Origin of the sequence: Halobacillus sp. A5, assembly GCF_024189315.1 — a bacterium.
Classification (GTDB): Bacteria; Bacillota; Bacilli; order Bacillales; family Halobacillaceae; genus Halobacillus_A.
Window position 1 is genome coordinate 344,366 of sequence record NZ_JAIZEO010000003.1, and the last position, 15,407, is coordinate 359,772.

General features: G+C 41.3%; 15 protein-coding genes. 12 read left to right on the forward strand and 3 right to left on the reverse strand.

All coding sequences use genetic code 11. The annotated features are described in order from the left end of the window. Positions 1-268: 268 nt before the first annotated feature. A complete protein-coding gene (locus LF822_RS13535) occupies positions 269-1,387 on the reverse strand; it encodes a M14 family metallopeptidase (protein ID WP_253924598.1) in 1,119 nt (372 codons plus the stop codon). Positions 1,388-1,554: 167 nt separating this feature from the next. Between LF822_RS13535 and LF822_RS13540 the strand changes: the two genes are divergently transcribed. From LF822_RS13540 to LF822_RS13595, 12 genes are all read left to right on the forward strand, one after another. Next, positions 1,555-1,719 carry a hypothetical protein gene (locus LF822_RS13540; RefSeq protein ID WP_253924599.1) on the forward strand — a complete coding sequence of 55 codons (165 nt, stop codon included), beginning with the start codon at positions 1,555-1,557 and terminating at the stop codon, positions 1,717-1,719. 97 nt (positions 1,720-1,816) lie between these two features. Further along, the gene (locus LF822_RS13545) at positions 1,817-2,275 is read left to right on the forward strand and encodes a hypothetical protein (RefSeq protein ID WP_253924600.1); all 459 of its coding nucleotides are present in this window, start codon (positions 1,817-1,819) and stop codon (positions 2,273-2,275) included. Positions 2,276-2,402: 127 nt separating this feature from the next. Next, complete coding sequence (locus LF822_RS13550) at positions 2,403-4,565, forward strand: YhgE/Pip family protein (RefSeq protein ID WP_253924601.1); 2,163 nt, start codon at positions 2,403-2,405, stop codon at positions 4,563-4,565. Positions 4,566-4,684: 119 nt separating this feature from the next. Continuing rightward, positions 4,685-5,344, forward strand: a complete 660-nt coding sequence (locus LF822_RS13555; RefSeq protein ID WP_253924602.1) for a carboxymuconolactone decarboxylase family protein — start codon at positions 4,685-4,687, stop codon at positions 5,342-5,344. A 216-nt stretch (positions 5,345-5,560) separates the two neighbouring features. Next, entirely contained in the window at positions 5,561-7,618 is a 2,058-nt protein-coding gene (locus LF822_RS13560) for a BglG family transcription antiterminator (RefSeq protein ID WP_253924603.1), read from the forward strand. Between the two features lie 23 nt (positions 7,619-7,641). Next, on the forward strand, positions 7,642-8,115 hold the full coding sequence (locus tag LF822_RS13565; protein ID WP_253924604.1) for a PTS sugar transporter subunit IIA: 474 nt from the start codon (positions 7,642-7,644) through the stop codon (positions 8,113-8,115). A gap of 15 nt (positions 8,116-8,130) precedes the next feature. Further along, positions 8,131-8,415: a PTS sugar transporter subunit IIB gene (locus LF822_RS13570; RefSeq protein ID WP_253924605.1), complete on the forward strand. Its 285-nt coding sequence runs from the start codon at positions 8,131-8,133 to the stop codon at positions 8,413-8,415. Between the two features lie 18 nt (positions 8,416-8,433). Beyond that, the gene (locus tag LF822_RS13575; protein ID WP_253924606.1) at positions 8,434-8,718 is read left to right on the forward strand and encodes a PTS sugar transporter subunit IIB; all 285 of its coding nucleotides are present in this window, start codon (positions 8,434-8,436) and stop codon (positions 8,716-8,718) included. A gap of 56 nt (positions 8,719-8,774) precedes the next feature. After that, positions 8,775-10,034, forward strand: a complete 1,260-nt coding sequence (locus LF822_RS13580; protein ID WP_253924607.1) for a galactitol-specific PTS transporter subunit IIC — start codon at positions 8,775-8,777, stop codon at positions 10,032-10,034. A gap of 18 nt (positions 10,035-10,052) precedes the next feature. Further along, positions 10,053-11,084 carry a zinc-binding dehydrogenase gene (locus LF822_RS13585; RefSeq protein WP_253924608.1) on the forward strand — a complete coding sequence of 344 codons (1,032 nt, stop codon included), beginning with the start codon at positions 10,053-10,055 and terminating at the stop codon, positions 11,082-11,084. A gap of 24 nt (positions 11,085-11,108) precedes the next feature. After that, the gene (locus LF822_RS13590) at positions 11,109-11,264 is read left to right on the forward strand and encodes a hypothetical protein (protein WP_253924609.1); all 156 of its coding nucleotides are present in this window, start codon (positions 11,109-11,111) and stop codon (positions 11,262-11,264) included. Positions 11,265-11,282: 18 nt separating this feature from the next. Then, the gene (locus LF822_RS13595; protein WP_253924610.1) at positions 11,283-12,326 is read left to right on the forward strand and encodes a galactitol-1-phosphate 5-dehydrogenase; all 1,044 of its coding nucleotides are present in this window, start codon (positions 11,283-11,285) and stop codon (positions 12,324-12,326) included. A 107-nt stretch (positions 12,327-12,433) separates the two neighbouring features. On the opposite strand, the gene LF822_RS13600 is transcribed toward LF822_RS13595, so the two are convergent. Both LF822_RS13600 and LF822_RS13605 read right to left on the reverse strand, forming a co-directional pair. Beyond that, positions 12,434-12,781, reverse strand: a complete 348-nt coding sequence (locus LF822_RS13600; RefSeq protein WP_253924611.1) for a YflT domain-containing protein — start codon at positions 12,779-12,781, stop codon at positions 12,434-12,436. Between the two features lie 125 nt (positions 12,782-12,906). Beyond that, positions 12,907-15,357, reverse strand: a complete 2,451-nt coding sequence (locus LF822_RS13605) for an alpha-amylase family glycosyl hydrolase (RefSeq protein ID WP_253924612.1) — start codon at positions 15,355-15,357, stop codon at positions 12,907-12,909. Between the last annotated feature and the right edge of the window lie 50 nt (positions 15,358-15,407).

Consider the following 15,407-nt stretch of genomic DNA (forward strand, 5'->3'; position numbering starts at 1 on the left):
AAAGGGACAGGGACAAAATGATAGGAATTCAAAAAGACCCGAACAATTCCAATGTGAATTTGATCGGGTCTTTTTGTGTTTAGCAGTCCCGTAGTAAACTTGCTTAAGTTGTAGTTGGGAGCACCTTGTTAAAGCCTATATAATTGTATGCTGATTCCTGTTACGATCACTTCGATGGCCGCAAGCTGTGAAGATTGAACTAGTTTGATAATGATTTTAACTATCTGATGTCATATAAATAAAAAAGCGCCAAAGCAAGGCTTGTTCATTAAATAACTCCTTCTTTCCTCAGTACAGATTCAACCGCCAGCTGTGCTTCTTTCATGACGGCACTTCTCCACTCTTCTTCAGAAGGGTAGAACATGTTGTTTAACTCCTTGAGGATCCACTGTCTGTCTTCTTCTCTTTCGGCACCTTCCCAGTACAGTTGATTCTCCAAAATAATCGTTGAAATTTCCCGTAATTCCGCCTCCCTGTCGGCCCCAAACGTACCGAATTCAAACAGGGCTGAGAAAAGCTGGGTATCAGGAAATTCTTCATTTTTTAATTTGTAAAAGTGATTGGTTGAATCTCCTTTTACTTTTTTAGGAGAGTATTTTTGAATATTCTCTAGTTTGTAATCTTCCTTTATTTCTTCCTCACTGCGAGGCTCGTGTTCCGATATTACAAGCGTGACCTCCTTTTCAGGCCCGAGAGCTGTGTGCCAGTCCATATGAACGACATGTGGAAATGTCGATAAAATTTCACGCTGCATCTGCTTTAAATAAGCAGTTGATTCTTCTTCAATAACTCCTCCATAATAGACGCCTTTTTTAAATTCGTACTGTCCCATCCCTTTTGCCTTCTTTATTCCTTGATAACCTTGGTCAGCCATTCCACGGCTCAATTGATGATAAAGATCTGTTTTTTCCTTTTTAATATCCTTTACCTTTCCATTTGGCAAAAATAATTCTTTCTGTTCTTCATAGTTTTGATTAATATCAAGAGGGATGGAGTCAGGGTGATAAAAGCAATTACGGTTTAAATCTACATTATTTTCAGTTACACGTCGGTAGTTCTTCATTCCCCATGGGTTTAGAGCATGGATTAAACAAATGCCGGTGACTGCCGGGTTAATTTGATTCAGGTACTTTTCTGTAAACATACGGATAACGGCTGCCCCTGCATAGCCTTCAATGCCATGTTCGCCGCACGTTAAAAAAACAACCTGGTTATTGGAGTCGATCGCCTCAGCATAGATTGTATCAATAGTGTTGTCCTCGTCACGGCCAATTGATGTTGTAGTTAGTTCTGCATTCGGCCATTTTCTCTTGACTAGTTCTAAAAGTTTACGAAATTCAGTTCTTGATTCTTCATAAGAAGCTGTGAAATAGTTGATATTATTCATTAAGGTTTCACCACCATTATAATTTGCAGGATAATTCTTGAGTTTCCTGGCTGAAAGGGTGTTAAACATTTTTTTTAAGTAATTTAATGGAATGTTTAATTTTCACTAAAAATAAAGCTATATTTTTGATACACTTTTACTATAGTGCATGAAGGTGGGATTATTTTGTGGGGAAAGAGAATATGTATCACAATTTAAAGAGAGAATTTATTCAAAAAATGGGAAGAGATTTAAAGAAGGAAGAGAAGGAATTTATTAAGTGGATGGTAGAAGAACATTATAGTCAAGAGGATAAAGAGAGACTGCGCAATCATACATATCATAACGAGTAGAGCTTCCATTTATAATGGAAGTTTTTTTGTGGAAAACATCTATCCTCAGTGAGGCAAGCATAGAATGTCCTAAAACATGGATTGAGGAGACGACGTTATGAAACAACAAAGAAAATTCCTGCCGATTCTCTTCATTTGTTTATTTCTTATAGCCAGCACCTCTTTAGTGATTTTTTTATTTAATAATTCCAAGCAGCAGGCAAAAGGGGCTGTCGATGAATTTTATACGTATGAGCAGGAGGGGGACTTTTCTTCCTCATGGCAGCTCCTTCATCCATATATGAAGGAGAAATTCTCTAAAGGACATTATATTCAGGACCGTGCCCATGTTTTTATGAATCATTTTGGTGTTACTACGTTTTCTTATACGATCGAGCGTACCGAAAAGCTGAAAGACTGGAAAATGGAAGACGGGCTTGACCCTGTTGATAAAGCATACCAGGTGGAAGTGGTTCAGACCTTTAAAGGAAAGTATGGACATTTTGATCTACACCAGAATGTGTTTGCGGCAGAAGAAGAAGGAGAATGGAAAATCATGTGGGATTATAACAAATAGATGAAACCCGCCTGCATTCACTAAATTGTAGAAAATAATTAACATTGTGACTGTCTGAAAATGGTATAATGTTTCATTGTAGCTAAATGAATGTTCATTCATACCATTTGAGACAGGAAGATGAGAAGTGAAAAAGATATGGAGTATTTTTGCAAACGATATTAAAAATATAGGAACCAACTGGGTGGCCGCAATTTTGATCGGGGGGCTAATTATACTGCCTTCCCTTTATGCGTGGTTTAACATCGAAGCATCCTGGGACCCATACAGCCGGACAGATCAGCTGCCGGTAGCTGTCGTTAATGAAGACAGCGGTGCGACCGTTCGCGGTGAAGAAATCAATGTCGGTGAAGACCTCATTGAACAGCTTAAAGGAAATGAGGATATGGATTGGCAATTTGTTGACAGAAAGGAAGCGATAGACAAGGTCGAATATGGCGATTATTTTGCGGCAATTATCATTCCTGATGATTTTTCCAGTAAGCTTGGAACGGTGGTCAATGATGAGCCTGAAAAAGCTGGGATGGAGTACTATGTCAACGAAAAAACAAATGCGATCGCACCTAATATTACTGAGAAGGGTGCCAATACAATCGTCGATCAAATCACAAGTGAATTCATCTCGACAGTGAACGGTGTGATTTTTGAAACATTTAATGACATCGGATTAGAATTAGAAGAAGATTTACCTGATATCAAGCAATTTGAGGAATACATTTTTGAAATGGAAGAAAGCCTGCCTGAAGCCTACGACTTACTGCAAGGTTCTCTCTCTGATGCCAATGAAGCTCAATCCATGATCAATGATGCTCAAGATTTACTCCCTGAGGCAGAAAGAGTCACAGGAGATGGACTGGAAACGATTGACGAAACGTCGGCTTATTTAAATAAAGCAGAAACTAGACTTAATGAAATTGCTCCTCAAGTAGATCAGGACTTAGCAGATGTTCAAAGTACAGCTGAAGAAATCAATGAATTTATCAACAGCATAGAATCATCAGAGATTAATTTAGATGACGGGGAGCAGCTCAGCCAGCAGGTTGACGAACAAGTTGAGGAGTCAATTGTAAGGATTGAAACAATTGAAGCGGCTCTTGAACAGCTTAAGCAGTCCAGTGGTGAAGAAGAATCGGATCAAGAAGAAATTGATGAAGCGTTAGAACAACTGGGGGCTTTAAAAGAAAACCTTCAAGCTGTTGAAGACAACAGCAGTGAAGTCCGCTCCTTTCTCTCTAAACAGCAGGGTGAAGCCGATGAACTCATCAGCAGCCTTCAGGAAAGAGCTGATAGTTCAGCTGATGATATTGATGCATTTATTACAGAATACAATGAAAGTATTGAACCGACTGTAAGGGAAGAAGTAGCTTCTGCGAAAACAACACTTACTGAAGCAAGAGCAATCCTGGCTGAGGTACAGTCAACGATACCTGAAGCGGCGCAATTATTAAACAGCACCGAAGGCAGCCTAGAGGAAGGTGAGGAGACACTTAAGTACCTGTTGGGAGAATATCCGTATGTCAATGAAAAAATTAATGAGTTAGCAGATCGGATTCGGGAAATCCAGGATGAAACAGATATTAATGAGATCATCGAGCTGCTGCAAAATGATCCGGAAGCCGAACGGGGATTTTTCCAGGAGCCGGTGGAACTAAGTAAAAACAGTTTGTTCCCAATGGAAAACTACGGAACATCGATGACTGCATTTTACACTGTACTTGCCATTTGGGTAGGCGGTCTTCTGCTCATTTCCTTATTAGCTACGGGAGTAGTGAATGATGAAATGTTTACGGAGAAGCAAGTTTATTTCGGAAAGTTACTGACGTTTGTCAGTATTGGAGCAGCCCAGACACTAGTTGTAACGTTAGGAGATCTTTTTGTTGTAGGAGTAGATATTGCAGAACCGGGATGGTTTGTCGTGTTTGGGATGTTCATCAGCCTTGTCTTCCTGCTGATCGTATACACCCTGGTTTCCGTCTTTGGTGATACAGGAAAAGCGATGGCTATCGTGCTGCTCGTTCTTCAAATTGCCGGATCTGGAGGGACATACCCTGTAGCTCTTCTGCCGGACTTTTTTCAAACGATCCACCCCTTCCTGCCATTTTCTTATGCAGTGGATCTCATGAGAGAATCCGTGGGAGGGATTGTCTGGGAACGTGTATATCGTGACATCGTGTTCCTTTCGCTGTTTGGTTTCGCTGGATTACTGGCTGGAACATTTCTGAAACAGCTCCTTCACAAAAAAACACAGGCCCTTATGAAGAAGTCCAAGGAGTCAGGGTTGTTCCATTAATACACAGTCCTCACCTAAAGAAGGTGGGGGCTTTTTTAATAATAAAAGTCAATTCCTTTCGCTTAATCATAATTTTCAGTAAAATAAATACCACAATCAAACAAAGGTGGGATTTACTCATGACGAACGACACACTGTACAGGAAATCATATTTTTCAAGACTGCCGGAACTCGGAGACCTTGCTCCTGAAGCATTTAAAGCCTTCATCGAATTTGACCAAAAAGCGATGGCACGTGGAAAACTGTCGACTAAGCAGAAAGAGATCATTGCAATTGCAGTCGCCCACACAACAGGCTGTCCTTACTGCATTGAAGTTCACGTCAATAATGCGAAGAAACAGGACGTGACAAAAGAAGAAATGAGCGAAAGCATTTTCGTAGCTGCCGCATTAAAAGCCGGTTCTGCTGCAGCTCACGGCGTAAATGCTTTGAATGCTTATGATAACGGAGCAGATAAGGACCTCTATCAGAAGCAATATTTCAACCGAATAAAAGAATTCTCTGAGCTGTCGGGAGATGCATTTGAAGGATTTGTGGATTTTGATAAAAAGGCAATGAAAGCAGGAAAACTGTCCGCTAAGGAGAAAGAATTGACTGCAGTAGCTGTTGCTCATACCACGGGGTGCCCTTATTGTATTGAGATACATACTGAGGGAGCTAAGAGTCAGGGCGCTTCTAAAGAGGAAGTCGCAGAAAGTATCTTTGTAGCGACCGCGCTGAAAGCTGGTTCGGCGATCGCTCATTCGGTGAATGCTCTTAATGCTTATGATGCGGAATAGGACAGGTTCTTTAACGAAGCCTCTATTTTGTTAATTCAAAATAGAGGCTTTTTTTTGTTCGCGCTACGTCGAATTATGCTGATAAAGCGGCGTCAGAGGTGTGATTTAAAATGTAAATCACGGTGTTGTACATTAACTGTCCGCTCATTTGTGATGAAAGCGTATTCATTAACGGAGGATGCGGTGCTATGATTTTTATCAGAAGGAGGGGTTAAGTTGCTGCTTGGCGATCGTAGCAAAAAGATAATGGATGAATTGATAAGTAATCCAAGAGTCACCAGTACGGTGCTGGAGAAAAAATATGAAATTTCCCGACGCCAGCTTGGTTACAGTTTTAATAAAATTAACGAATGGTTAATGGCCAAGAACCTGCCAGTCATCGAAAGGACACGGCAGGGGCATTTCATCATCGACCAATCCGTCTTCACTCTGTTTAGTACAGAGGAAGTTGTTACTCCTCTCCATCGGACGGACTTTACAGAGGAGCAGCGTGTATATTTCATTATAATGATGCTTCTCAGCAGCAGTGAAGAGCTTTCACTCAGCCATTTCACAAGTGAGCTGCAGGTAAGTAAAAATACGGTCCTCAGTGATTTAAAGCAGGTTCAGCGTTTTCTCCATGACTATACATTAACGATTCGTTACACAAGAAAATCTGGCTATCTGCTGGAAGGAAAAGAGTTTCAAATGAGAAAGCTGCTGATCAACGTCTCCTATAAACTGCTGCAGCTAAACGGCGGGGAAGAACAGGTGAAGAAGATCGCTCAGGTTAAGGAAGAAGAGCTGAAGGATATAAAAGAACGGATTGAAAATGTTGAGATAAAGCTGAATTTAAAGTTTACCGACGAGAAGCTGGCAACAATGCCTTATATACTTTGTTTAATTTTAAAAAGAATTGATCAAGGCAGAGAGGTGACTTCCTTCTCAATAACTTATGAAGAGTTATCCGATACAAAGGAATATTTAGCCACCGAAGAAATTTTCAAGGATTTAAAGGAGATTCCTGTACAGGAAAGATTGTTTATGACATTGCACCTCCTGACGGCTAATGTCTACTGGTCTGAATATTTATCTGAAAATGATGATGTTCCCAACCTTTTGCCAGCTATTGACCAAATGGTCCGCCATTTTGAGAAAAGTGCCTGTATTTACCTGCAGGAGCGGGAGCAGCTCCTTAATAAGCTTCTTCAGCATATTAAGCCAGCCTATTACCGTATTAAATATGAGCTTACGGAAACAGTGGAGATGCAGGAAGCACTAAGTCAGGAATTTAAGGAACTTCACCATCTTGTGAGAAGCTCAACTGCTCCGTTAAATAAACTAATTGGTCAGGAGATTCCTGATAATGAACTTACCTTTATTACCTTATTAATCGGAGGATGGATGAGGAGACAAGGTGACAGCATTGAGGAAAAAGTAAAAGCGATAGTCGTTTGCCCCCAGGGTGTGTCGGTTTCCAGGCTAATGTTTCATGAGTTACGGGAGTTATTTCCAGAGTTTATTTTTCTTGATTCGTTGTCGATCAGGGAGTTTTTAAATTATGAGCTGGAGTACGATATTGTTTTTTCAGCCACTTCTTTAGAAACCAATCAGCGGCTGTTTATTACGAAAGCTTTTCTTGATCATGAGGAGAAATATCGTCTGCGGAAGCAGGTTATGCTCGATCTGCATGGATATATTGCAAACGATATTCATGTCAGCCATCTTCTGGACATCATTAAAAATCATGCCGTCATCCAAAATGAAAAAGATTTATCAAGAGAACTGGAGCAGTACATTAAGCGGGAGGATGATTCTTCCGTGAAGATAAATTCGAAGCATAAGGATTTAAATTTAAACGATTTAATTACGCCAAAGCACATAACGATGAGACATTCACTTTCTTCGTGGGAGAAAGCTATAGAAGAGTGCGCCCGCCCCCTCATTCAAACGGGGCAGATCAATTCCACTTATGTGGACGCGATGGTGAAAACTACCGATCGTGATCCATATATCATCATAGGACCGAATATTGCCATCCCTCACGCAGCTCCAGAAGCAGGAGTCAATGAAGTGGGGATGAGCCTGTTGAAACTAACCCAGGGTGTTAAATTTAATGATGAATATACGGTCAATCTCATTATTGTAATTGCTGCCGTAGATAAACAGCAGCATATTCATTCATTAATGCAGCTGATGAAGCTTGCAAGTTCAGAGAAAGACCGCGATCGGATTATTCATTCAGGATCTGTCCAAGAGATTCACAGTATACTAACAAACTATTCCACAGAGTAGTTCCAATATCGAGGTGAAAAAAATTGAAAGAATTGTTCTTTGATGAATCCATTATCCTGCTAAATGTAGCAGCTGAATCGAAACAGGAAATTTTAAAAAAAATGAGTACAAATCTTGTAGAAAAAGGGTTAGTTAAACCAAGCTTCATACACGCGATATTAGAGAGGGAAGAAGAGTTCGCAACCGGTCTCCCCACGGAAGGCTGTTCAGTGGCCATCCCGCATACGGATATAGAGCACGTCGTTCATAAAACGATCAGTATTGGGATTCTAAAAGAACCCGTGGAGTTTGGAGTGATGGGGGACGATAGTGAAACCACTCCGGTAAAAATCGTTTTTTTACTTGCGATGGACGAAGCTCATTCCCAGCTGTCTTTATTACAAAAGCTGATGCAGCTGTTTCAAAATCAAGAGACCTTAAAATATTTATACGGGGAAAGCAGCCGGACCAACATTAAAAATTTTGTGAAAGAAAAACTAGACTTAAGCCAAATATAAAGGAGGTTTTTTATTATGAAAAAGAAACAAGTGTTAGTGGCATGCGGAGCAGGAATCGCAACATCGACCGTCGTCAATGGAGCCATTGAAGATATGGCAAAGGAAAATAATTTAAAAGTGGATTTAGTCCAAATAAAAATTTCGGAAGTGGGAAGCTATGAAGAAACGGCAGACCTTCTTGTAACAACAGCTATGACAAAGACGGAATATCCTTTTCCCGTTATTAATGCCAGATCTTTTCTTACCGGTATTGGAACGGAAGAAACGAAGCAGCAGATCCTCGAGGAATTAAAAAAATAACAAAGGGGCTGGATGATAATGAAGAAGAAACAAGTATTAGTTGCATGCGGGGCGGGAATTGCGACCTCAACCGTCGTTAATGGTGCCATTGAAGATATGGCAAAGGAAAATAATTTAAAAGTGGATTTAGTCCAAATAAAAATTTCGGAAGTGGGAAGCTATGAGGAAACGGCAGACCTTCTTGTGACAACGGCTATGACGAAAAAAGAATACCCTTTTCCTGTTATTAATGCCCGTTCCTTTCTTACTGGTATTGGAACAGATGACACTAAGAAACAAATCTTAGAAGAGTTAAAAAAATAAACGATAAAGGCGAGTGAAGCAAAAAGAACTATATGAGCTGAGGGAGGATAAATCACATGCAAGGTTTTGTTGATATGGTGCAGGGATTTTTAGATTTAGGGGCTACTGTTATTCTGCCTGTTGCTATTTTTCTTTTAGGGTTGTTGTTCGGACAGAAGCCGGGTAAAGCATTCCGGTCTGGTTTAACGATAGGCGTTGCCTTTGTGGGTATATTTTTAGTTGTTGATTTATTAGTGGATAACTTAGGTCCCGCTGCTCAGGGGATGGTCGATCGATTAGGGGTCGAGCTGAATGTTATTGATGTAGGATGGCCGGCTACCTCTTCCATTGCATGGGCCTCGACTGTTGCTGCTTTTATTATTCCTTTAGGGTTAGTAGTAAATGTGCTTATGCTTGTTACGAAAACGACAAAAACGATGAACGTCGACATCTGGAATTTCTGGCATTACACCTTCATGGCAGCCATGGTTTACGCCATTTCCGGGAGCATCGTGCAGGGGTTGATTGCTGCTGTTCTCTTCCAAATTGTCTGCCTGAAGATCGCTGACTGGACGGCTCCTATGATTAGCGAGTTTTATGAACTGCCGGGTGTTTCTATTGCTACGGGCAGTACAATCTCATACGCCCCGGGCATCTTCTTGGTCAGGCTGCTGCAGAAAGTACCTGGAATTAAGAACTGGAATACAGACCCTGATACCATACAGAAACGGTTTGGAGTATTTGGAGAATCTATTTTCATTGGACTATTCTTAGGTGCAGCGATTGGAATTCTTGCAGGATACGGGGCAGGAGAAGTAATTGAAATCGGGATGGCCATGGCTGCTGTCATGGTGCTCATGCCGAGAATGGTAAAAATTTTAATGGAAGGATTAATGCCGGTTTCAGAGTCTGCCCGGGAGTGGCTGTCCAAGCGTTTTGGTGAACGGGAAATCTACATCGGACTTGATGCAGCAGTTGCCCTGGGACACCCTGCGGTAATCTCTACTGCACTTATACTGGTGCCAGTCACAGTGGTGTTAGCTGTTATTTTACCTGGAAACGCTCTGCTTCCATTTGGCGACCTGGCCACGATTCCATTTATTGTTGCCTTTATAGTCGGGGCTGCGAAAGGAAACATCGTTCACTCGGTGATCGTTGGTACTGTAATGATTGCTCTTTCCTTATACTTAGCCACTGACGTCGCTCCAATCTTTACGGATATGGCTCAAAATGCCAACTTTGATATGCCGGAAGGATCAGCACGTATTTCTAGTATTGACCAGGGAGGAAATCTAGTAAACTGGATTATTTATAAATTATTTGCTCTATTCAATTAAGGCAGGAGGTTATTCTCTATGAAAGCGTTAGTTAAAACCGAATTAGGCTTTGGACATTTAGAGCTTCAGGAAAGAGAAGTGCCCAAAGTCGGCCCAGATCAAGTGAAGATTGAAGTGAAATATGCAGGAATCTGCGGTTCAGATATTCATACGTATGAAGGGCATTACAAGGTTGCTGCTCCGGTAACATTAGGACATGAATTCTCAGGGAAGGTTGTTGAAACCGGAAGAGGAGTTACCGGATTTAAAGCAGGCGACCGGGTTACATCCGAAACAACCTTCTACATTTGTGGAGAGTGCGAATATTGCCAGTCAGGTGACTATAATCTATGTAACTATCGAAAAGGACTGGGTACTCAGCAGGACGGCGGTTTTGCGAAGTACTTGATTGCCCGCAAAGAAAGTGTTCATCATCTTCCCAATAATGTCGATGATCAATCTGCCGCTATGACGGAGCCGTTAGCCTGTACCTATCATGCCGTTGCAAAAACAAATATTAATGGTGGAGATATCGTAGTAGTCATTGGGCCGGGACCAATAGGGTTACTTACGGCTCAAGTTGCAAAAAGCCGTGGAGCAGTTGTGCTGATTACTGGATTGACAAATGATCGGGTTCGGCTTGAAAAAGCTGAAGAAATCGGAATAGATTATGCCGTGGATATTCAAAAGCAGGACATTAAAGAATTAGTTCATCGTTTAACAGATGGCTACGGAGCTGATGTTGTGTTTGAATGCTCAGGAGCAGCTCCAGCTGCTAAGCAAGGCTTTGATCTATTACGAAAAAAAGGTCAGTACGCCCAAGTGGGGATTTTTGCAGAACCTGAAGTGCCTTTCGACGTAGAGAAGATCATTCAAAAAGAAATAAGAGTAGTCGGCAGCCGCAGCCAGAAGTCATCAGATTGGGAACCATCCCTTGAACTGATGAATAACGGAAGCGTAAATGCCAGAGCTTTAGTGACCCATGAGTATGACATTTCTCAATGGGAGAAGGCCTACACCGCCATTAAGAGTGGAGAAGCGATCAAAGTCTTATTAAAACCGTTAGAATAACTTGAAGAAAAGGAGGGTGAAGAAATGGTTGATCTATTTTTAGATTTCATGTTGGGGCCGATGAGAGGGATCGGTGATTTCTATTTCGAATACCAGAGTATATTTAATACGGTGGTAGTGGGAGCAGCGGTCATCAAAATTTTTCAGCGGGAGAAAAAGTCCCAGGAAACAGCTGGCTAAAAGAAAGGGGGAGCGAATATGAAAGCCCTCAATTTATATGACAGACAGGATTTGAGATTTGAAGAAACTAAGAAACCTGTAATTGAAAAAGAAGATGAAGTCATAATTAAAGTGAAGGCTGCTGGAATCTGCGGGTCGGACCTTTCCCGCTATAAGAAGCTGGGTCCTTATGTGGAAGGAATGACCTTTGGGCATGAATTTGCCGGAGAAGTCGCAGAGGCAGGCACCGGGGTAAGCCACATTAAAAGAGGAGATCGTGTTGCGGGGTGCCCTGCATACTATTGTGGAACGTGTGAGAGCTGTAAGAAAGGAGAATTATCACGCTGTGAAAACCTTACTGTTATCGGTGCACGACACCCCGGAGCTTATGCAGAATATGTTAAGCTCCCATCAGAAAATGTTGTACTTCTTCCGGATGAGGTGGATTATGACACTGCAGCTTTAATTGAGCCATCCGCCGTTGTTGCCCATGGCTTTTACCGTACGAACCTTAAGCCGGGATCGGAAGTGGCTGTAATGGGGTGTGGGAGTATCGGTCTGCTCGCCATCCAATGGGCAAAGATTTTCGGAGCAAAAAAAGTGTATGCTATTGATATTGATGAAACAAAGCTCGAGACGGCAAAGCTGCTCGGCGCAGACGTAGTGATGAATTCAAAGGAGAAAACAGCTTATGATCAAATCCGGGAGTATACGGATGGTCAAGGTGTGGACGCTGCAATTGAATCTGCCGGCTCCCCAGTCACATCAGCCCAGGTGCTTGCTCTTCCTAAAAAAGGCGGAGAGGTTGTCTTTATGGGAATACCTTACGCTGATATTCAGATCGAACGTTTTTATTTTGAGCGTATCGTACGGAATGAGTTAAGAGTTTTAGGTTCCTGGAACGCTATTTCTTCTCCATTTCCCGGTAAGGAATGGGGGGCTAGCGTTCATTATATGAGCACTGGTCAGATTAACGTGGCTCCTATGATTTCTCATCGTAAACCTCTAAAAGAAGGACCTGAAATGTTTGACCGAATCGTCAATAACAAAGGATCGTATGTAAAGGTTATTTTTCACCCTTAAGAAACCCTCTTACTATTTCCTTTGCACCGTCTCTTTTTACAAGACTATGTTGAAGCTTCTTATTTAAAAAATCTGCCCCGTTAAAGGGCAGATTTTCATCCCTGCTGTTAAACAAGCAGGCTTTCTATATTTTTATCACTGGTTACGATTAGAAGCACTTTGCCTTCATCCATGTCTTCTTCGTATTCATGAGCATCTTCTTCAGATAAGCCGATTTCCTGTAACTTGGCCCTCAGCTCGTCACCTTTTTTGCTGAAGATGTTACTTACTACAGTTTTTACATCCTGCTCAGATAGACCAATGGTATTGGCATTTACATTGTTCGCGATGCGGCTCGTCCGGTCGTCATCATGAGTTAGAATGTAAATATCTTTACTGTTTACTCCATTGCGCTGAAGTTTTTTTACGTCTTCCATGACGGTCTCGTCGTTTATATACTCTTTAATAAATGGCATGTTTATACTCTCCTTAGTAAAATGAATAGATTAACTATCTACCACACTACTTCCCGCGTATATTCATCTTAAAACATGCCATTGTATACCAGCTAGACAGCAGCGGTCTGCTATGAGGTGCCTGCTTAGTTGAGCTTTCCTTTAATTTCGTATATGTCAACAGAATGAGCAGAACTAGAAACAGGAAGTTGGCCTTTTTTGCTTCTTAGTTCTTTGTCATCTTCAAGTAAAGGCAGAAGCTTTACATTATTCGGTGTCTCTTGATTATAAAGGTCGAACAAATCAACTGTTTGATCCTCTCCCCCTTGATTCACGACGACAACTACTTTGTTCTGAGGAAGCCGGCGTTCATATACAAGTACATTATCGTCGGAATGAATAACGTCAAACTCCCCTTTCGTTAAGGCTGGATGGTCTTTTCTCATTTCTATTAACTCTTGATAATGAGATTTCAACTCCAGGTTTTGATCTTCTTCATTCCATGGCATCATCTCACGATAATAACGGTCCTTCCATTCATCTACAAGGTTGTGGTCTCCACTTTGAGACAATCCTACTTCATCACCATAATAAATAATAGGTGCTCCTGGAAGAGTAAACTGCAAAGCAGCTGCGTCTTTTACAGTATTGACATTGCCATCTGCTTCATAAATGAACCTGGGCATATCATGATTGTCTAGGAACGTAGCCGGAACAAATTCATCATGATAGGAGTCAAAGATGGTTTCAAGAGAAGAACCGAGTTCCTTCATACTTCCTTCGTTTATCATTGCATCATAAATAGCTGACTGTGTTTCAAAATCGATGGCTCCATCAAGTTTCCCCTTATAAGAATTTATTTTCTCTAAATCATCCCACACTTCTCCGAAGATAAAGGCGTCTGGATCATTCTGCTTTACTTTATGGCGGAAATCCACCCAGAAACTGTGGCTTGGACCCTTAGCATAGTCGAGACGAAACCCATCCACGCCAATCTCATCCATCCAGAATGGTACAACGGTATCGAGCATATAATCTCTTGTTTCCAGATGGTCATTATTTAATTCAGGAAGTTCCTGAACGCCTTCAAACGTCTCATACTCATCCGGCCATTCTGTGAACGTAAACCAGTCGTAGTAATCACTATTTTCTCCCTGCTCAATAGTATCCTGGAAAAAATTATGCTTCTCAGACACATGATTAGGAACAAGATCATAGACGACTTTCATATTTCTTTCGTGAGCTGAATCTACTAATTCTTTCATAAGCTCATTGCTTCCAAATCTATTATCGACCTTTAAAAAATCAGTAGGATGATATCCGTGTGAATATGGTCCTTCATAAATAGGGGAGATCCACAATGTATTGACACCGAGACTCTCAATATAATCCAGTTTCTCAATGACACCCTGCAAGTCTCCGCCCATCCAGCCTTTTAACCTTTCCTCCTCAGGCAGGGCAGGGTCAACGGACGTGTTATTGCTTTCCTCTCCGTCATGAAAACGATCAACAAACACCTGATAAATAATCGATTCTTCAGCCCAGTCAGGAGATTCATAATCGTCTACATAATAAGCAAATTCAGTAGCATCTTCGGCACTTAATTCATTGTTATCAGCGAATTGAGAACCAATACTTTGTGAGTTCCATACATCTGTTTTATATTTTACTCTAGTTTCATTTTTCTGCTTTGGTATTTTCCCTTCAAGCAAAGAAGTTTGCAGGCCATCCTCATCTGTTTCTGTTTCCTTCACTACTAACGGTACCGTTTCTCCATTTTCTGCTTCTGCACGCTTTCCTGAAGGTATAGAGCCGTCTGTCGTGTAGTATACAGCCCCTTCATCAATAGGACCAAAATGTTCAACTGAGACTTCAATCGTGGTTTTATCCTGCTGGTCAGGCGTATAAGGGTCATGATTAAAACTGTGAGAGACATTTTGAGCCACAGGAACGGTTTCCCAGGCTTTCACTTCATCTTCATACGTTTTATTATCTTCTGTGAATACGGCCTTTCGATTCGTATCAATTTTTTCTTTATAAGAATGGCCGCCTAAACTGTACATGTATTCCAGTGTTTCCCCTGCTTCCCCTCTTACATCTAATTGGTAGTGATCTTCCCCTGCTTTTTCCATCGGGCTGGCGGAATAGTTAAAATTGTTCTGATTAGATGCAACTGCAGGTGTTACCCAATCCGGTGTGTCTTCAGGAACTTTTAAATGTAATGTTAAACTTCCTGAGGTAGTATCGGCCAGTTTCACATCTACATTACGTTCATCCTCAGGATCAAACGTGAAAATATAATCGCCATCCTGAGGAGGTGTAAATTCTAAATTACTGCCTTCCATCCAGGTTCCATCGTACACGTACTTAAATTCAACAGCTTTTCCTCCTTCAAGCGCGATTGGTTCGCTTATCCATTTCCCTTGATCATATGTAAGCGGATTGTTATTCGATGACCAATCGATAGAATCAGCATTTCCCCGGAGCACGACGGAGTCATAGCTGCTCTCATCAGCATTAACCGTATTTAGTGCAAGCGGTTGCGCAAAAACAAATAAAAAAAACAGAAATCCAACAGCAAAAATAAAGTTTTTCAAGTTAAATCCACCCCTTCTAAAGTGTAATCGCTTTCATAATATATAAGTTT